The sequence below is a fragment of the Clostridium sp. D5 genome (genome assembly GCF_000190355.1).
In the GTDB taxonomy this organism is placed as follows: Bacteria; Bacillota; Clostridia; order Lachnospirales; family Lachnospiraceae; genus Faecalicatena; species Faecalicatena fissicatena_A.
The window spans coordinates 61,829-80,051 of the sequence record NZ_GL870816.1; the positions used below are offsets into that span (position 1 = coordinate 61,829).

Here is an 18,223-nt window from a genome sequence, read left to right on the forward strand (position 1 = left end):
AGATATAAATGTGCATAAAGTGTGTCAGTTCTATAAAAGAAGTGGAAAAAATATTATAGAATTCTAAAATCTATATTACCAAAAAGATGACAGGCAGGGAACACAATGATACTTGTGTTCCGTCCTAAAGTCGGGCGTTTAGTTTCTTACACACGAAGAATATGCAAAAAGAACCCATGCCTCTCTGGTTTTTTGTTTCAAAAATGTTATAATTAAAGTACAAAATTTTGATAAAGTGGAAGTTTGAATACGCAAAGGAGTGAAAATATGCTGCACAATCAAACAGATAAGGAAACTATGTTTAAAGATTCCTATGATACGCCTTTATTTGGCACCTTGGAAGCGGATTCATCCATTCCCAAAGACCGGATCGGGGAAAATCCGCTGGAGCCGGCGCTTGCGTACCAGTTGATTAAGGATGAGCTGATGAACGAGGGGAACGCCAGATTGAATCTGGCGACTTTCTGCCAGACCTATATGGAGGACGAAGCAGTCAAATTGATGGTGGAAACCCTGGAAAAGAATGCGATCGATAAGACAGAGTATCCGCAGACCACGGAGATTGAACGCCGCTGCATCAGCATGATCTCTCATCTGTGGAATGCTCCGGAAAATGGGGAATGTGTGGGGACTTCTACCGTTGGTTCTTCAGAGGCCTGTATGCTCGCCGGGATGGCAATGAAATTCCGCTGGCGAAAACATGCAGAAGAAGCCGGGCTTGACCTGAGTCGAAAACCCAATTTAGTTATTTCATCCGGGTATCAGGTGTGCTGGAAAAAATTCTGTGTCTACTGGGATATTGAACTGCGTACCGTTCCGATCACAAGGGACTGCATGAAAATGGATCCTCAAAAAATGAAGCAGGCCCTGGATGAGTATACAATCGGCGTGGTTGGTATTCTCGGCATTACCTACACCGGTGCCTTTGACGATATTCAGGAGATGGACCGGGTTCTTTCGGAATACAACCATGCGTGCACCTATCAGATTCCGATTCATGTGGACGCCGCTTCCGGAGGCTTATTTGTTCCGTTCCTCCGTACGGAATTAAAGTGGGATTTTCGTCTGGAAAACGTGGTTTCCATCAACTGCTCCGGGCATAAGTATGGCCTGGTCTATCCGGGGATTGGATGGGTTCTTTGGAAAGAACGCCGGTACCTTCCGGAAGAGCTTATCTTTGATGTGGACTACTTAGGGGGAAGCATGCCAACCATGGCGCTCAACTTCTCACGGTCGGCCAGCCAAATGATTGGACAGTATTATAACTTTCTTCGGCTTGGCAGGGAGGGGTACCGAAGAATCCAGCAAAAGACGCAGGATGTTGCGGCTTTCCTTGCGCGGAAGATTAAGGAGACGGGGGTCTTTGAACTCTACCACGAAGGAACGGACCTTCCCGTAGTGTGCTATGGCCTTCGGGAGGACAACGACAGGGAATGGACCCTTTATGACCTCTCTGACCGGCTTCTGATGAGAGGGTGGCAGATTCCGACTTACCCGCTTCCGGCCGATCTGGAACAGGTGGTCATTCAAAGAATTGTCTGCCGCTGCGACCTGGACTATGACATGGCGGAACTGCTGGTCAGGGATTTTATTGAAGCGATCAAAGAGCTGGATAAGGCAACCGTGCTGGTACATGGCAGACAAACGCCGCCGAAGGTGTATGGGTTTACACATTGAGTGCCTGACTGAGAGATGGCCAGGGCTTTGTACTAATCACATTTGTAATACGTCTTCATGAGGTATTACAAATGTGATTTTTATGCTTAAATGAGTATTTAATGACAGCGAAAACCCCTGCAGTATCGGCTACAGGGGTTTCGTTGTTTTTATAGTTATCTAAAGGAATGAGAGTAAAGTGCGGCACCCTGTATTATACAGGATGTCCTTACTTTATGAGGGGGGAGATAGTTGTTTATCAACTATCTAAGTATAAGTATAAGAGATAAATGTGCATAAAGTGTGTCGTTTCTATAAAAGAAGTGGAAAAAATATTATAGAATTATAAAAATTGCACGTTAGGGCATAAAAAGCAGACCTGAATTAAGCGGGTAAGTGCAGGAAGTATTCGCAGGAAGCGTTTTGAATGGCAGTCTTTCCCCGTCCTTTTTCTAGGATGTAGTTTTTTATAACTGCATATATTCTTTCGGAGAATATCCGCAGAATGCTTTAAACCGCTTGCTAAAATAAAAGACATCCGTATAGCCAACCATATCTGCCACCTCCGCAACTTTGTACTGTCTGGTTTTGAGCAGGTTCTTTGCCTCTGTCATGCGCAGGGTTGTAAGAAACTGCAGAATAGATGTATGATTGACCTTTTTGAATACACTGCCCATGTAAGAAACGGTGAGATTAAAATGCTCTGCCAGGCTGGCGACGCTTAAAGCCGGTTCCTGATAGTGCTCCATCAGGTAGTGGATAATGTTCTGGCTGAGGCGGATGTCCGAAGGAACCATGTCGGTACTGCGCATATAATCCAAACCATAGGTGCTGAGAATCGACAGGATTTCTGTTAACTGGTATTCTTCTGCCATAATCGATTGCGCATAATTCCGAGGTATTGGACGGCAGTTTTTCCGGGAAGAGTATTGAATGGAAAAAGCACTGCAGATTTCCATCACAGCCAGGTGGAGATACTCTGCGGATTTTACATGCGCTATAGAGTGGTACAGGGATTTCATATACTCCTGGAATCCAGCAGCGTCCGAGGCATTAAGAAAGCGCGTCAGGGATTGCCGGATGGAATCAATGCCGACAGTGTTGTCCGCAGAAGAAGCCTTTTCATCTGAAGCCGGCATTGCTGGCAAAGAAGCAGATAGCTCGCCCGCCGTAGAAAAAAAGCGGTCGTCCAGCCGGTTCAATGCCTGTTTTCTATAAGGCTGCCAGTCTGCATCTGCCGCAAATAGTTCTCCGAAATAATAAAAATGGGGTTCAGGGAATGCCCGCAAGAACTTTTTGCAATGGTAACGGCAGAGCGGTTCCGGTATATCATCTTCCAGGAAAAGCTGGATATAGAAAATGTGGTCGCTCTCGATAAAATATTCGCACGCTATTTCCTGGGCCCGCAGGACTGATATCAGCCCGCAGGCTGTCAGATTGCAGTCCGTATCCACGAAAAAAGAGTAGAACGCAGAGTAACGAATCCCTGCAAATTCGGTATACAGGGACTGTATGGAATGAAACGTTTCCTTTCCGCGGAGGACAGCATTGAGCTGTATGCTTATTTCATAGTGGGACAGGCTGTCCAGACGGTTCTGTTCCTGCCTGCGCATTTCGATCCTGCTGATACAGTGTTCGAGAGTATCGTTTAAGGTTTCCGCTTCTACCGGTTTTAAAAGGTAATCGAACACCTGATAGCGGAGCGTGGTCTGGGCATATTCAAAATCGCTGAAGCCGGAAAGGATGATAACCCTGGTTTCCGGGTGATTTTCATAAAGAAACCGGGCAACCTCCAGACCGGAGACCTTGGGCATACGGATGTCCAGAAGAACGATGTCGGCATGATGCCCGGCAAGATAGTCCAGCACCTCCTGCCCATTCTCAAAATTACCTGTCAGTTCCAGGTGAAGACGGTCATAATCAATAATTTTAATCAGTTTTTTTCGGATAAAATATTCGTCGTCTGCAACAATCATTTTATAGCTCATGTTCTGCTCCATTTCTCTGCGGGAATTATAATAATAGTCCTCAATCCGCCGTGTACCCGGTTCTCCACGGTTAGTCCGTATTCATCACCGTAATACATCTGAATTCGTTTTTGGATGCTCTGGATGCCAAAGTGGCCGTCCGCCGAAAAGTTTTGCTGCGCCAATATTTCTTCTGCAACTCCGGGGCCGTTATCTTCAATCACAAACTTGATGTGAAAACCGCACATCCGCACCAGCACCGAGATATGGCCGAAGCCATCCATTTCCTTTACACCGTGATAAATGCTGTTTTCAATGACCGGCTGTAAAAGCAGCTTTAGACAGCGGTATGTCCTGATATCGTCCGGGCAGTCGATGGTAAAGGCGAATTTGTCCACATAACGGATCTGCATGATATTGACATATGCCTGTGTCAGCTCCAGTTCATCTGCGATGGAGATGATCAGATTGCCGGCGCTTAAGCTGTGGCGATAGAACTCGGACAGGTTATTGACGAGCCTGATCAGAAGCGCCGTCTCATCCAGTTCCGCAAGGGAACTGATATTGTCCAGTGTGTTATACAGGAAATGCGGATTTACCTGCTGCTGCAGAAGGTCCAGCGATAATTTGTCTTTTGTTTTCTGGGCTACAATCAGATCCTGTGTCATTTTTTCCTGAGACAAAAGCATACTGTCAAATTCCTGAAATAAAAGATGAAAGTCCACATCTTCCGGAGCGTTGTTCAGAGGACTCCAGTTCCCTTTTTTTACTTTTTGTATATGTGCAATCAGGAGGTAGAGCGGCTTTGTAATGGTTTCGCTGATCTTTCTGGATATCACCATAGAAAAAACCAGGAACAGCAGATAAATCATCACGGTAACCTGCAGTATGCGGAACAACGGCTGGAAAAAGGCAGAGAGCTTCACCTCGTTTATGATGAACCAGTCCAGTTCACTGATGTATGAAGCAAAACAGATAGAGCCGTTTTTGGAGTAAAACTGGGTTGGTATCCTGCCCTTCTGGTTCTGAACTGGTTGAAATATATCGTTCAGTGAATATGTGCCGTCTGTGCTTACAACCTTTCCGGCACGGTCTGTCAGAAACAGCTTACTGGTGTCGGAGGTGTTGGAGGCATAGAGGGCAGCAATGTCCTGTTCCGCAATGCTGATCTCAATATACCCGAGTTTTTTTCCGGTTGCGATCTCATAAAACGGGCGCAGCAGGGATAATGTCTGGATCTCAGATTTCATGTTAATATTAGAGTATTTTTGTGTAATGGCATAGACGTTCTGATCTGTCACGCCGAGGGATTCGATCGGTGCGGGATATAAGGCAACGGCGGTTGAGACAATACAGGTATAATCATCGGCATAGATGGTTGCAGAATGAATATAGGGGATTGTCTGCAGAAATTTGCGCATCTCGGTGCGCAGAAGAACCCGGTCCGCTTCTGTATAGGGCTGGTCTGAATTTTCATACATCATCACATTTTTCTGGATCGTTGTGTCGCTGATCATCATCCTGGAATAGTTATCCATAGAGGTCAGATAAAAGTTCAGCTGTTTGTTCACGGCGCTCAGCTGTAAGGCAGAGGATTCTGCCTGCACAGAGAAAAAATGACCGTAGAAAATAATGGACATAATAATTAAAAGCAGGACGGTTACGGATGTGGTCAGACTGCTCATGGAGAGAAAGAACTTTGTTTTTAAGGGAGCCTCCCGTTTTTTAATCTGCATATATACCCCCGCCTTTTGTAATGTTAAAATTACTATAATTGTACCATTTTCATATGTCAAGAATATCGCTAGAGGTTTATTTTTTTACCGGGGAAATGTCCATGCTTCCGAGAATTTATCCATTTTATTATGCCCGGTTTGCGTATAGAATAGCAGCATAAAGCAGCCGGGGTTATTTCCGGGCGGCAGAAAAAGATAGAAAAATATAGGAGAGAAGAGGAGAATCAAGATGGCAGGACGAAGGAATGTAAAAAAGAAAGTCGTATCCGTGCTGATGGCGGCAGCGCTTGGAGCAACGCTTCTGGCGGGATGCGGGAACAGTAAGACAGATGCTGCTGGTGAGGGGAAGGGAACGGATGATAAGGTGACAATCCGTATCTTAACAAGAATTGCAGGAACCTCTAAACAGACACAGATTTACAATGAGATTCTGGACGAGTTTAAGGCTGCGCATCCGGAGGTCGAGATTGTGGATAATTCCCAAAGTGAGGAGAGTGCATTCAATAACCTGATAGCTTCCGATATCGCTTCAGGTGATATGGCAAATATCTTCAGGATCCAGGGTGTTGCGAATCTATCGGACTATATTGACAACGGTTTGATTAAGGATGTATCGGATTACCTGGAGAAAGATGAAGAGTGGGGCAGCGGTTTTACAGAGGGAGCACTGAATTACTTTAAGGTTCCGGGACACGATGGGGTATATGCAATTCCAATGGAATCCGGCACAATCAGCTTTTACTATAACAAGGAGCTGCTGAGCAAGGCCGGGATCAATAAATTTCCGGAGACCTGGAACGAGCTTTTAGATGCAGTCGGAAAACTCAAAGATACCGGTGTGATCCCGATTGCTATGGGCGCACAGTCAACTTATATGGCAGGGCATCTGCACGATTCTATTTTTTACAAATGGCTGGGAACGGATGCTGCAAAAGAGCTTGGCAGCAGAGAGATGAACTGGACAGATGAGGGTGTGGTAGAGACGCTGCAGTTTGTAAAAGACCTGATCGAAGCAGGCGCGTTCGATTCAAATGCGGCGGGGCTCACCGATGAGATGGCTCTGACCCAGTTCCGGGAAGGGCAGGCTGCCATGGTTCTGACCGGGCTCTGGAACAGCGACAGCTTTTTAGATGAGACGCTTACTCCGGTTTCCGAGCAGATTGAGACCGCAAACTTTCCGTATTTTGAGGAAAAGCCTGAGTTTAAAAATGAAAATATGCAGACAATCGGATCTTACATGGTAAGCGGCAAGCTGGAAGGAAAAGAACTGGATCTTACGATGGAATTGATCCGGATGCTGACAGATAAAGATGCATCCAAGAGATTCGCCGAGGAGGCAGGTGTTTTGATCCCGAGAAATGATATTGATCTGGATGAAACAAAGGTGCCAAGACTCCTGGCGGACAATATTAAACTCTGTGAGAATAATACCGGTATCGGTGTGGATGTGTTTGATTTTGACCCGATTCCTTCCATGATGGACAGAACGAGGAATTCGATTGTGAGTATGTTTATCAGTGCTTCCGCAGAAGATGCGGCAAATGAAATTCAGGCAGAAGTGGATGCAGCACAGTAAATGAGGGCCATCTGCCCGGGAGATGCGGCTTTGGCTGCGTCCCCCGGAAGATGGCTTCTTTTATCTTATAGGAAGGTGAAGACTATGCTAAAAATTAAAAAGAAAAGGGATATACTGACGGTTTTAGTTTTTCTGCTCCCGGCAGTGATTATTTATACCGTGTTTCAGATTATTCCGTTGGTGCAGTCGGGTTATTTTTCAGTAACGAACTGGAATGGAATTGCTGGATCTGCAATAGAGTTTGTTGGTCTGGAAAACTTTAAAACCATTTTTCGCAGCCCGGATTTTTTACTGGCACTGAGAAATATGTTCAAGATGGTGGTATTCAGCGTTTTATTCCACACTCCGATTGCACTGCTGCTGGCCGTTGCGCTGAACACAAGGTGCAGAGGGTTCCGATTTTTTAAGGCAATGTATTTTGTACCGACGGTATTCCCCCTGTCGGCAGTTGGTCTGATGTGGTATTTCATATTCATGCCTACAGGGGCGGTCAACGCGTTTTTAGATGCAGTGGGACTTCAGAATCTGGTGACTCCGTGGCTGGTCAATGAAGGCACGGCAATGAATTCCATAATCTTTGTAAATGTCTGGGCCGGGATCGGTTATTATATGGTGATTTTACTGGCAGGCCTGACCTCAATTCCGGAGGATGTGTACGAAGCCGCAGCGATCGATGGCGCAGGCCCTGTAAAAAAGTTTTTCTGCGTGACTGTGCCGATGCTCAAAGATGTGATTTTCGTCTGTATTTTAATCGATATTATGGGGTCGGTAAAGGTGTTTGATCTGGTGTATGCGATGACAGGCGGTGGTCCCAATGGCCTGACGAATCTGCCGACTACACTTTTGTATAATGAAGCATTTAAATATAAGCACTATGGACAGGGCAGCGCTATAGGGATTGTGATTCTTATCATTTGTCTTGCAGGAACGCTGATCACCAATCTGATACAGAGCAGAATGAAGAAAAATGATTAGGGGATGGAGGAGATAGAGATGAAGAAAAAACGGATAGGAGTATATATATTTCTGACGGTTATGGCTGTTATGTTTGCGGCGCCAATGCTTTTTACGCTGATGTCTTCGCTGAAGACAAAGGTGGAGATCTTTTCTGCACCCTTTGCCCTGCCCAGGACGCCCATGTGGTCAAACTACCTGGAAGCGTGGCATGGGGCGAGGATGAGCCGGTACTTTCTGAACAGTATCATGCAGTCGGGAATCACCGTGATTGCATTGGGAATCCTTTCTTCCATGGCGGCCTTTGTGCTGTCCAGATTCCGGCTGCGTATCAGCAAATCGGTTATGCTGTTTTTCCTGATTGGGATGATGGTCCCGATGCATACGGTGCTGGTTCCGATTTCTTATATGATTGGAAAACTGAGCCTTTCAGACAATATTCCGGCATTGATTTTGGTGTATGTTGCCTTTGGACTGCCGTTTAGCATACTGGTTCTGACCAATTTTATGCGGGGCGTTAACCGTTCACTGGAAGAGGCGGCGCTGGTCGACGGGGCAAGTTATGTGCAGATATACTGGAAAGTGATGCTGCCGATGACAAAGCCGGCTATTGCAACGGTGTCTATTTTTAATTTTCTGAACGCATGGAACAATGTCATTTTTCCGCTCATTTTTATTAAGGATAATGACTTGAAACCGGTGGCCCTTGGAATCCTTAATTTTAATGGGGAAAGGGGGACAGAGTACGGGCTGATGATGGCGGCGATTGTCATTACAGTTACGCTGCCGATGTTAATTTATATGCTGTTTCAGGAAAAGGTTGAGGGCGGACTTGCCGCCGGAGCAGTTAAAGAGTGATTCTGAAGAAAAAAGAAGCAGGAATAAGATAGCAGCAGAAACAGGATAGAAGCAGATATTATACAGAGCAGGAGGAAGCAGAAAAATGGAAGAGATCAGGTACAGACAGGTACATATGGATTTTCATACAAGTCAGTATATAACAGAGACAGGAAAGGATTTTGATGCGGAGAGATTTGCAGAAAGGCTGGAACAGGCGCACGTGGACTCGGTGACATGTTTTGCCAGATGCCATCATGGGTGGCTGTATTATCCATCCCGGAACCATCCGGAGCTGATGCATCCGAATCTGGAGAGGAAGAACCTTTTACTGGAGCAGATTGAGGCGTGCCACAGACGGGGGATCCGCGTACCGGTTTATACAACGGTGAGATGGGATGAGCGGATTATCCGGGAGAAACCTGAGTGGCTGTGCCGTGATGAGTATGGCAATCCGGTGGATAAAGGGAATGTTCCTGAGCCGCATTTTTATTATGATGTATGTCTGAACAGCGGGTATCGGGAATTTTTTAAAGAACATCTGAGGGATATAATCCATGTGGTGGGTAAAGAGAATCTGGATGGGATTTTTATGGATATCGTGTCCCAGACAGAATGCTGCTGTGAAGATTGCAGGAGGTTAATGCTGGAGGAGGGTATGAATCCGGAGCTGCGCTCTGACAGGGTTCATTTTGCAGCGCTCACACTGAATTGTTTCCGAAGCGAGATATCGGCTTTGATTCGGGAATATGCGCCGGATGCCACGATTTTTTATAATGATCCGGGCGTGGATTTGGTGATGAAACGTTCCGTAGAAACCTACAGTCATCTGGAACTGGAATCTCTTCCGAGCGGTGACTGGGGATATGACCATTTTCCGGTTATGGCAAGGTATGTGGGGCATTTTGGAAAAGATATGATTGGTATGACGGGGAAGTTTCACACCTCCTGGGGGGATTTCCATTCGCTGAAAAATAAAGCGGCGCTGGAGTTCGAGTGTTTTCAAATGCTTGCTATGGGGGCGGGGTGTTCTGTCGGAGATCAGCTTCATCCGTGGGGGAAGCTTTCTGATGCGACCTATGATTTGATTGGCAGTGTGTATGAAAGTGTGGAGCAGAAAGAACCATACTGCCGCGGTACCCGCCCGGAGGCGGAGATTGCAGTGCTTACTCCTCATGTATTTCTGAACCCGATCCTGGATGGGCGGGAACTGCCCAAATCATTGATAGGCGCGGTGCACATGCTGCAGGAAATGTCGTATCAGTTTACGATGATTGATTCGGAAGAATGCTTTGAAGCGTATCCGCTTCTGGTGCTGCCAGATGAGCTCCCTTATTCGGAGGAACTGGAAAAGAAATTGAAAATGTACGTGGAAAATGGCGGAGCAGTTTTTGGATCTTTTCATGCGTGCGTCAATGGGGACGAGAGTGAACTGTATGGGATCCGCGGAATAGGAAAATCAAAGTACAGCAGGGAATTTATTTTGCCGAATCAGGAGATAGGAAAGGAACTTCCAAAAGAGCCTTTTGTAATGTATGAGAGAGGAATGGACGCGGAGGCTGTACTGGCGGATGTGATTATGGAGAAGACCCGGCCGTGGTTCGAGCGGGGCAGCAGCGGCATGTGGCCCGAGAGGGAAGGGCATGGTTCAAAGGAATGCGGGACTGTGCATAAGGGACAGCGTTTCTGCAGCCACCAGCACGCTCCAACTCCGGATTCTGAGAGGAAAGGAGAGATGTTCCAGAAGGGAAACGTTATTTACTGTGCACATCCTGTGTTTGAGATTTACAGAAAAAATGCGCCCATATGGTGTAAAAAGATGGTGGGGGATGCGATTCAGCGTTTATGCCCAAATAAACTGGTTTCCCATAACGGGCCTTCAGGCCTGCTGTGTATATTGAATCAAAAGATACCGGGGAAGCAGGGCGCAGTAAAAGATGTGCTGGGTATGCCGGCGGTGAATGAGGCTGGGGAAAGAATCAAATTACTGCATCTGCTCCATTACATTCCGGAAAAGAGGTCGGAGGAGATCTATACAATTGAGGATGTGATTCCTCTGTATCATACGGAATTCAGCGTATATGTAGGCGGGCATCACGTGTTGGGAATGCAGCTTGTTCCGGAGGGCAGACCCATTTCCTGGGAGCAAAGTGACGGATATGTGAGGTTTGAAATTCAAAAAATTGAGGGGCATCAGATGGTCGAGATCAGGTTGGTGTAAAGTGGCAGCGCCGGTATTAACTGAGCGGATAATGGAGATATTCTGAAGTATTAGAAAACGAGCGGGAGGTTACAGAAATGCTGTTGACAGAAAAGTGGAGAGATAAAAGGGTATGCTGTATGGGAGACAGTCTGACGCAGGCGGGCGTTTGGACGCAGAGGCTGAGCCAGAATCTGGGATGCAGGGTATACAGTCATTGTAAGGGCGGCCTTAAAATGAGGGAGATCGTGGACGGCGGAGTCGGTGCGGAGGGCGTGCTCCCCCCGTTGTCCGCCACGGTTTTAGAGGGGATGGATCTGGTCATATTTTTTGCCGGATATAATGACCGGGAGGATACGGATGCGGCATCTGCGCTGCAGTATTGTATTGATACCATTTACGACCGGCTGGAGGAAGCGGGAAATCTGACATGCAGAATATTAATTGTTACACCCCACTGCGTAGGACGGTATTCGTATATTGATGCGGACGGCTATGAGGAATATCCGCCGGGGTCAGGACGGTCCCTGAAGAAAATGGCGGACATTATGGAGGAGGTGGCCGCAGATAACAGCATCCCGGTCTGTAACCTGTGGAAAACATCCGGGATTAACAGGAGAACATGGTCTGTCTATGGTGCGGTTCCGGGGGATGATATGGTCCATTGCTCGAATCAGGGATACGAACTGATCGGGGATGTGATCAGCGGGGCTGTGGTGAGAAGTTTTGGAGTTTGAACGCAAAACTCGTTTTGGCAGAGATAAAATACAAGATTGATTTACAGACAGCGAAAACCCCTGCAGTATCGGCTACAGGGGGTTCGTTGTTTTTATAGTTATCTAAAGGAATGAGAGTAAAGTGCGGCATCCTGTGCATTTCAGAATGCCTTTACTTTATGAGGGGGGAGATAGTTGTTTATCAACTATCTATATACTAGTATAAGAGGCAAATGTGCATAAAGTATGTCATTTCTATAAAAGAAGTGGGAAAATTATTACCAAATTCTAAAAAGATTATTATGAGATTCTAATAGTGTTGCCTGCGTAGATCAGATTTGGGTTGCTGATCCCGTTGAGACGCTGTAATTCACTGACTGTTGTGCCGAATTTCTGTGCGATGCCGCTCAGTGTATCTCCCGACTGTATAGTGTAATAGCGTGCAGTGGAGGTCCCGTCCTCCGGAATGCGTATTGTCTGGCCTGCATAAATCAGATTTGGATTAGTGATACCGTTCAGTGCGGCAAGTGTCTGGTAGGTGGTGCCGTAACGGGCAGCAATACCACTTAGCGTATCGCCCGGCTGCACTACATAGGTAATGTAATCCTGTGCCGGCGGTTTGGGCGTCGGGGTGCTTCCGCCTTTGAGGTGGTTCAGGCCCGCTTTGCGGATAACGGAAGGGTAATCAATAAAGCCCGTATCCAGATCCACATCGCCGTTGATACCGGGGACACTGCCCTGACTGGTAAACTGCCACATGCCGCAGTTGTCATTATCCAGTTGGCTGTTATAATAGGCGTACCACAATGCGTATCGGTCTGCCAGATTAGTCGGAAAATAAGTGTTTATGAAATTACGGTTGCTGTAGAACATGGTATAATAGCCGCGTTCTTCGATTCTGTTGCAAAAACTCTGTACGATCTGTGTTGCCAGGGCGGGAGTAAGTGTCACTCCATTCTGCACGGCGTAGTTGACCGTTGCCTGTTCGATATCATAGCATATCGGATAGTCCAGACGATAGGAAGAAATTGCATTTATACAGCCGTCAGCCTCCTGGCGGGCCGTCTCAGGGCTGATGGCATAGCAGAACCAGTATACGCCGATAGGGAGCCCGATCCGGTTGCATTCTGCGGCGTTTCTCTGAAACTGCTGGTCTAATGTGCCGAAGCCATATCCGGCACGGAGCATGGCAAACTGATACCCGGCAGCTTTTACCTGCTCCCAGTCTACAGTACCTTGAAATTCACTGACATCCAGTCCTCGTGTGCTCATAAAAAACTCCTTTGCCATATAAAAAGTGGCTATACTTATCATTTTATTATATGTCTAAGGAAAAAAATTGTTCTTGGAGCAGGACGGTTATTCTTTCTCCTTTTGATAATCCGGTATCTTTGCCAGCAGTTTGAGCATCCGTACAGCTTCCGCCTGTCCGTTCCCGTTGAGCAATTCCATGTATTGCAGTACAGTTTCCTGGCTTTTGGTGATCTGAGTTTCTAAAGAAACTGTTTTCTGTTCTCGTTCATTCATAATATCCTGCAGAACCTGGGCCCGGGCTTTCTGTACATGTTCATTTTGTTCCGGAACAGTATAGCCCAGCAAATCATAGAGTTCTACATTCAGCAGCCGGGCTATTTTCATGAGCTGTTCATTGCGGGGCTCCCGCTTGCTGGATTCATACTGGCGTATTGTAATCTCGGCTGCCCCGCATTTTTCTGCAAGTTCTTTCTGTGTAAGTCCTGCGTTCTTTCTGGCCTTTTTAATGTTGTCTCCTACAGACATTTTAATCCCACCTTTACTGTAAATATCTGAACCTGTTCATAGAACTTGATTAAGGGTTCATTTGACTCTGCCCTGTTTTAATATCGAAAGGTTAATACGGAAAGGCAGAGCTTTCTATGATTAATCTTTTTAAATTAAGGCAGGGCTTTCTATTTCAAAACTATAACATAAAAAAGATTGATTGAATAGATTCAGAATGAATATAAAATATCTATTGACGATTCGAAATGAATATGATATGGTATTTATAGATTCGAAATGAATCTATAAACTAAATCAGACAAAAACGCAGATATAATATTATACGTCAGAGTATCCCGGGCTTTCAATTTTTATGATTGTCCGGGGTATTTGAAAAAGGCGGTGTGAGAAGCGTAAAAAAATAACAGGAGGCGTATGGATTATGTTAAATGAGCAGTTAGCAGCACGGATACAGGCGGGAATTGACGAAGCTGAGAATATGCTTCAGCTCTGGCAGCAGAATGAACCGTTTATCAGAATGATGGGCCGGCGCTTTGCGGGGCAGGGCAAGGCGGAATTAGACGATCTGATGCAGGAAGGATATATTGCCCTGTGTGAAGCTGTCAGGCACTTTGACAGCGAACAGGCGGTGCCGTTTATTAACTATGCTGCCTTCTGGATCAAGCAGGGGATGAAACGTTACATTGAGAATTGCTGCGGGACCGTTCGTATTCCCACGCATGCCCGGGACTGGGTGCGCAGGTACGGGAAGATTGTGGCAGAATACTGTAAATATTACGGTTCAGATCCGGAGGATGACGTATTATGTGCACTGCTGAATATCAGCCGGGAAAAGCTTCAGGCCGTCAGGAAGAGTGAGCATATGGGGAAGATATGCAGTCTGAATGAACCTCTGGGACAGGAGGATGGGGATCTGAATATGGAGGAGTTTATTGCATCAGAAGAAGATCTGGAGGGGGAAACCGTACGGCGGCTGGACTATCAAAACATGAAGGAAATGCTCTGGGAGGCTGTGGAAGGACTGGAGGAAAAGCAGGCAGAAGTGATCCGCTGCAGATTTTTGGATCATAAAACCCTCAGGGAAACCGGGGAGCTAATCGGTATCACAAAGGATGCTGTGGTGCATCAGCAGAATAACGCGCTGCGGCTGCTCGGACAGCCCGGCAGATGTCGGAAGTACCGGGGATATTATGAAGAGTATCTGGCGGCATCCTGTTACCATCATGTGGGGCTCGAGGCTTTCAGCAGGACATGGACGAGTGAGGTGGAGAGGGAAGCTATGAGGTGAGTTCAGTGAGGCGCTGACGGGAACTGGATGTTTACCGGGGGTGAAAGTCATTGATACTGCCGGACGGGGTATGGGATTAGCGGAATTTAAGAAATTTATAAGATTTTCCCCAATGGGTCTTAAAAAATCACAGATATCATGTATACTGTAAGGGAGGTGATGAAAAATGTATAATATTTTAGTTTGTGATGATGATAAGGAAATCGTAGAAGCAATCGAGATATATTTATCCCAGGAAGGCTATCATGTACTGAAAGCCTATGATGGGGCAGAGGCATTGAAAATGCTTGAGTCGGAAGACGTGCATCTGCTTGTACTGGATGTCATGATGCCCCGGCTGGACGGAATCAGAGCCACCCTTAAAATTCGAGAGAATAACAGCATCCCGATTATTATCCTGTCCGCAAAATCTGAGGACGCGGATAAGATTCTGGGGCTGAACGTCGGCGCCGACGATTATGTAACGAAACCATTTAATCCATTGGAACTTGTAGCGAGGGTCAAATCTCAACTGCGCAGATATACCCAGCTTGGAGGCAGTGTTAAGGAAAAATCCGAGCGGGTGTATGAGGTTGGCGGCCTTGCTATTAATGATGATCTGAAAGAAGTTACCGTGGACGGAGAGGTTGTGAAGCTGACACCTATCGAGTATAACATTTTATTATTATTAATGAAAAATCAGGGGAGAGTTTTTTCTATAGACCAGATTTATGAATCAATCTGGAATGAGGACGCAATCGGTGCGGACAACACGGTTGCGGTGCATATCCGGCATATTCGGGAGAAGATTGAGATCAACCCGAAGGAACCCAGATACCTGAAAGTGGTCTGGGGAGTGGGGTATAAGATAGAAAAACTCTAGGAAGGAGCGCTATGAAGAACTGGTATAAAAAGCCGGTGACGAAGGGGATTCTGCTGCTGCTTGCCCATCTTACGGTAGTTGCAGCTGTTCTTGGCATGGTGATCATGTTGGCTTTCACAGGCAGCCGGGGGAGTGGAAATTTCCTGAAGTCTGCAAGCAGGCCATATGCAGAATCCACGAGCTTTAAGAATTTAGTATCCAGTGCCACATGGGATGTCATGGAAGGCATTGCTATGAAGAATAACTTTGAGACGGATGGTAAATATAATCCCGAAAAGCTGGTTGACGTTATGAATCTGGCCAAGAACGGGGTGATTGACGGGGAAAATGAAAGCGGTCTGGCTTATACGCTGGAAGACCTTATCAACTGGAGCAGTGAGTACGTGGAGGAAGGAGCGAACTACGGGGACAATGAGGTGGTAGTCTGTGAGAAGCCCGACGGAACGTATCATTACTATTATATGTCCGAGTTTAAGTCTTTAGTTGAGGACAACAAATTACGGATGGAAGTCGAGGGAATGACTTCGGAAGATTTTATGCAGCAGCTGGAAAACGGATATTTTACATCCGGTTATTATAACAGCATGGCCATCAAGAGTGCAGATGGAGATACAGAGTATACGGACTGCTGGACATTCAGTGAGGCATTACGGGAAAAGTATACGCCCGCCGGGGCCGCCAATATCCTGGAAGTGGTAAACAAATCGCCGGAACTCAACGGAAAACTCTCCAGAGTATACGGTTACCTGCAGAATATTCTGGGATCTCTTTCTTCTCAGGTGGATCGTTATCTTTATTCAGGAGATACGTGGGAAGAGGGAAATACCAATTTTACGTATATGTTTGTAGATGAAAGCACGAAAAAAGTATATACAAATAACAGTCATCTTAAGGACTATAATTCTGTAAAAGAAAACCTGGAACAGATGAAAGCCGGCAGTAGTAATAAGTATCTTATTGTAAGGCCCAAGCTTGCAGAATTTGAGACGAATATGGATATCTCAGCCAGTGAATGGCGTTCTATGGTCAAGTCTTACAACTACAGCCAGAAGGCCGACTGCATATTTGCGGCGGCCGTTGATACGAACTTTCCGATACAGGATTTGTTTTATGCGGACGAACAAGACTATAATACGTATGCCCCTTATATGAGGATGGCGGCAATTGGAAGTACAATCTGTTCCATATTGTTTTTGGCAATTCTGATCTGGATGACCTTGATAGCGGGGCGCAGCGGGAATGACGAAACAGTGCACCTGAATTCATTTGACAGGTGGAAGACAGAACTGGGCGGAGCATTTGTCATTCTGCTGTGGCTGATACCTTTTATTTTCTTCACCAGTGCCTGGGGAGGAATCGGCAGTATCTCCAATGTGCCGACATATACGAAAGAATTATACTCTGGAGGAATGTATTCGGATATCGCTTACAGCGGTTATGGCAGCTATTTAGGAGTAGCTGATTTAATAATAATGGGAATCATTGCTGCATTCACCACGGCCTGCTTCCTGTTTGGTTACCTGAGCCTGGTGCGAAGGATTAAAGCGGGTACGGTCTGGAAGAACAGTCTGCTGCGGAGTGTTTGCCTGTTTTTGAAAGAATTCTGGATGAACCGCAATGTAACATTCAGGGCCGTATTTTCGCTGGGTATATTCGTAGTGGTTCACTGGCTGGCACTTGGAGTCAGGGGCAGTTCCGGAGTCTTTATACTCATGCTTCTGGTGGAAGCAGCGGCGGTCTATCTGGTAGTTAGAGGCGCAATTTCCAAGAGCCGGATAAAAAGAGGAATTAAAGAGATTGCCTCAGGTAATGTAGACTATCAGATCCCGCTGGAACATTTGCGCGGTGGAGACCTGAAGATGGCCGAGATGGTTAATAATATCGGCAACGGACTGCAGCGGGCGGTGGAAGAGGGCATGAAGAGCGAACGCCTGAAAACAGACCTGATAACAAATGTTTCACATGATATTAAGACACCGCTGACATCTATTATCAATTACGTAGATCTGTTAAAGCGTGAGAATTTTAATGACCCGAAGATCCAGGGATATCTGGACATTTTGGAGGCTAAGGCGCAGCGCCTGAAAACTCTGACCGAAGATGTTGTTGAGGCTTCCAAAGTCAGCAGCGGAAATATCGTTCTGGAGTTTATGGACGTGAACCTGGTAGAGATGATTAACCAGACCGCCGGAGAATTTGCAGAAAAGTTTGGTGCTAAGAATCTGGAAATGGTCCAGAACCTGCCGGACGGTCCGGCAATGATCCACGTTGACGGAAGACGGATGTGGCGGGTACTGGAGAATATATACAACAATGCCGCCAAATACGCCATGCCGGGAACGCGGGTATATGCGGACCTGTGGGTGACGGAGGAGAATGTAAGCTTTTCACTGAAGAACATTTCCGAACAGCCATTGAATATTTCGGCGGACGAACTGACGGAACGATTCATCAGAGGAGATATATCCAGAAGTACAGAAGGCAGCGGACTGGGCCTGTCAATAGCAAAGAGCCTGACAGCTATGCAGGAAGGTGATTTCAGACTATATCTGGATGGGGATTTGTTTAAAGTAACGATAGAGTTTCCTCGTGTGAAGTAAAATGGGGAAGTGTTCAAAGGGGTCAGACCCTTCTGCAAAGGGGTCTGACCCCTTTGCGTTCCTTTTTCAG

The 18,223-nt window shown here is 46.4% G+C and carries 13 protein-coding genes; 9 read left to right on the forward strand and 4 right to left on the reverse strand.

What is annotated here, in order from left to right; genetic code table 11:
* Positions 1 to 267: 267 nt before the first annotated feature.
* Entirely contained in the window at positions 268 to 1,677 is a 1,410-nt protein-coding gene (locus tag HMPREF0240_RS16735) for a glutamate decarboxylase (RefSeq protein ID WP_035313911.1), read from the forward strand.
* 446 nt (positions 1,678 to 2,123) lie between these two features.
* On the opposite strand, the gene HMPREF0240_RS16740 is transcribed toward HMPREF0240_RS16735, so the two are convergent.
* Together HMPREF0240_RS16740 and HMPREF0240_RS16745 are read right to left on the reverse strand one after the other, a co-directional pair.
* The gene (locus HMPREF0240_RS16740) at positions 2,124 to 3,644 is read right to left on the reverse strand and encodes a response regulator (protein WP_009004599.1); all 1,521 of its coding nucleotides are present in this window, start codon (positions 3,642 to 3,644) and stop codon (positions 2,124 to 2,126) included.
* Entirely contained in the window at positions 3,641 to 5,359 is a 1,719-nt protein-coding gene (locus tag HMPREF0240_RS16745; RefSeq protein ID WP_050794563.1) for a sensor histidine kinase, read from the reverse strand. The genes HMPREF0240_RS16740 and HMPREF0240_RS16745 overlap by 4 nt, the downstream gene beginning before the upstream one ends.
* A 229-nt stretch (positions 5,360 to 5,588) precedes the next feature.
* Here HMPREF0240_RS16745 and HMPREF0240_RS16750 point away from each other — a divergent pair, with 229 nt between their 5' ends.
* The 5 genes from HMPREF0240_RS16750 (at position 5,589) to HMPREF0240_RS16770 (ending at position 11,663) form a co-directional block, all read left to right on the forward strand.
* Positions 5,589 to 6,935, forward strand: a complete 1,347-nt coding sequence (locus tag HMPREF0240_RS16750) for an extracellular solute-binding protein (protein ID WP_009004601.1) — start codon at positions 5,589 to 5,591, stop codon at positions 6,933 to 6,935.
* A gap of 84 nt (positions 6,936 to 7,019) precedes the next feature.
* Positions 7,020 to 7,910 (forward strand): sugar ABC transporter permease, encoded by an 891-nt coding sequence (locus tag HMPREF0240_RS16755; protein ID WP_009004602.1) that lies wholly within the window; start codon positions 7,020 to 7,022, stop codon positions 7,908 to 7,910.
* An 18-nt stretch (positions 7,911 to 7,928) separates the two neighbouring features.
* Complete coding sequence (locus tag HMPREF0240_RS16760; RefSeq protein ID WP_050794564.1) at positions 7,929 to 8,747, forward strand: carbohydrate ABC transporter permease; 819 nt, start codon at positions 7,929 to 7,931, stop codon at positions 8,745 to 8,747.
* 85 nt (positions 8,748 to 8,832) lie between these two features.
* Entirely contained in the window at positions 8,833 to 10,947 is a 2,115-nt protein-coding gene (locus HMPREF0240_RS16765) for an alpha-amylase family protein (RefSeq protein WP_009004604.1), read from the forward strand.
* Positions 10,948 to 11,024: 77 nt separating this feature from the next.
* Entirely contained in the window at positions 11,025 to 11,663 is a 639-nt protein-coding gene (locus HMPREF0240_RS16770; RefSeq protein ID WP_009004605.1) for an SGNH/GDSL hydrolase family protein, read from the forward strand.
* A gap of 279 nt (positions 11,664 to 11,942) precedes the next feature.
* Here the strand turns inward: HMPREF0240_RS16770 and HMPREF0240_RS16775 are convergent, their stop codons facing one another.
* The gene (locus HMPREF0240_RS16775; protein WP_009004606.1) at positions 11,943 to 12,914 is read right to left on the reverse strand and encodes a LysM peptidoglycan-binding domain-containing protein; all 972 of its coding nucleotides are present in this window, start codon (positions 12,912 to 12,914) and stop codon (positions 11,943 to 11,945) included.
* An 87-nt stretch (positions 12,915 to 13,001) separates the two neighbouring features.
* On the reverse strand, positions 13,002 to 13,421 hold the full coding sequence (locus tag HMPREF0240_RS16780; protein WP_009004607.1) for a helix-turn-helix transcriptional regulator: 420 nt from the start codon (positions 13,419 to 13,421) through the stop codon (positions 13,002 to 13,004).
* Between the two features lie 403 nt (positions 13,422 to 13,824).
* Here HMPREF0240_RS16780 and HMPREF0240_RS16785 point away from each other — a divergent pair, with 403 nt between their 5' ends.
* The 3 genes from HMPREF0240_RS16785 to HMPREF0240_RS16795 all read left to right on the forward strand — a co-directional run bounded on the left by HMPREF0240_RS16785 (position 13,825) and on the right by HMPREF0240_RS16795 (position 18,153).
* The gene (locus tag HMPREF0240_RS16785) at positions 13,825 to 14,691 is read left to right on the forward strand and encodes a sigma-70 family RNA polymerase sigma factor (protein WP_009004608.1); all 867 of its coding nucleotides are present in this window, start codon (positions 13,825 to 13,827) and stop codon (positions 14,689 to 14,691) included.
* Positions 14,692 to 14,857: 166 nt separating this feature from the next.
* Positions 14,858 to 15,553: a response regulator transcription factor gene (locus HMPREF0240_RS16790; protein WP_009004609.1), complete on the forward strand. Its 696-nt coding sequence runs from the start codon at positions 14,858 to 14,860 to the stop codon at positions 15,551 to 15,553.
* Positions 15,554 to 15,564: 11 nt separating this feature from the next.
* Positions 15,565 to 18,153 carry a HAMP domain-containing sensor histidine kinase gene (locus tag HMPREF0240_RS16795; RefSeq protein WP_009004610.1) on the forward strand — a complete coding sequence of 863 codons (2,589 nt, stop codon included), beginning with the start codon at positions 15,565 to 15,567 and terminating at the stop codon, positions 18,151 to 18,153.
* The last annotated feature ends 70 nt before the right edge of the window (positions 18,154 to 18,223 follow it).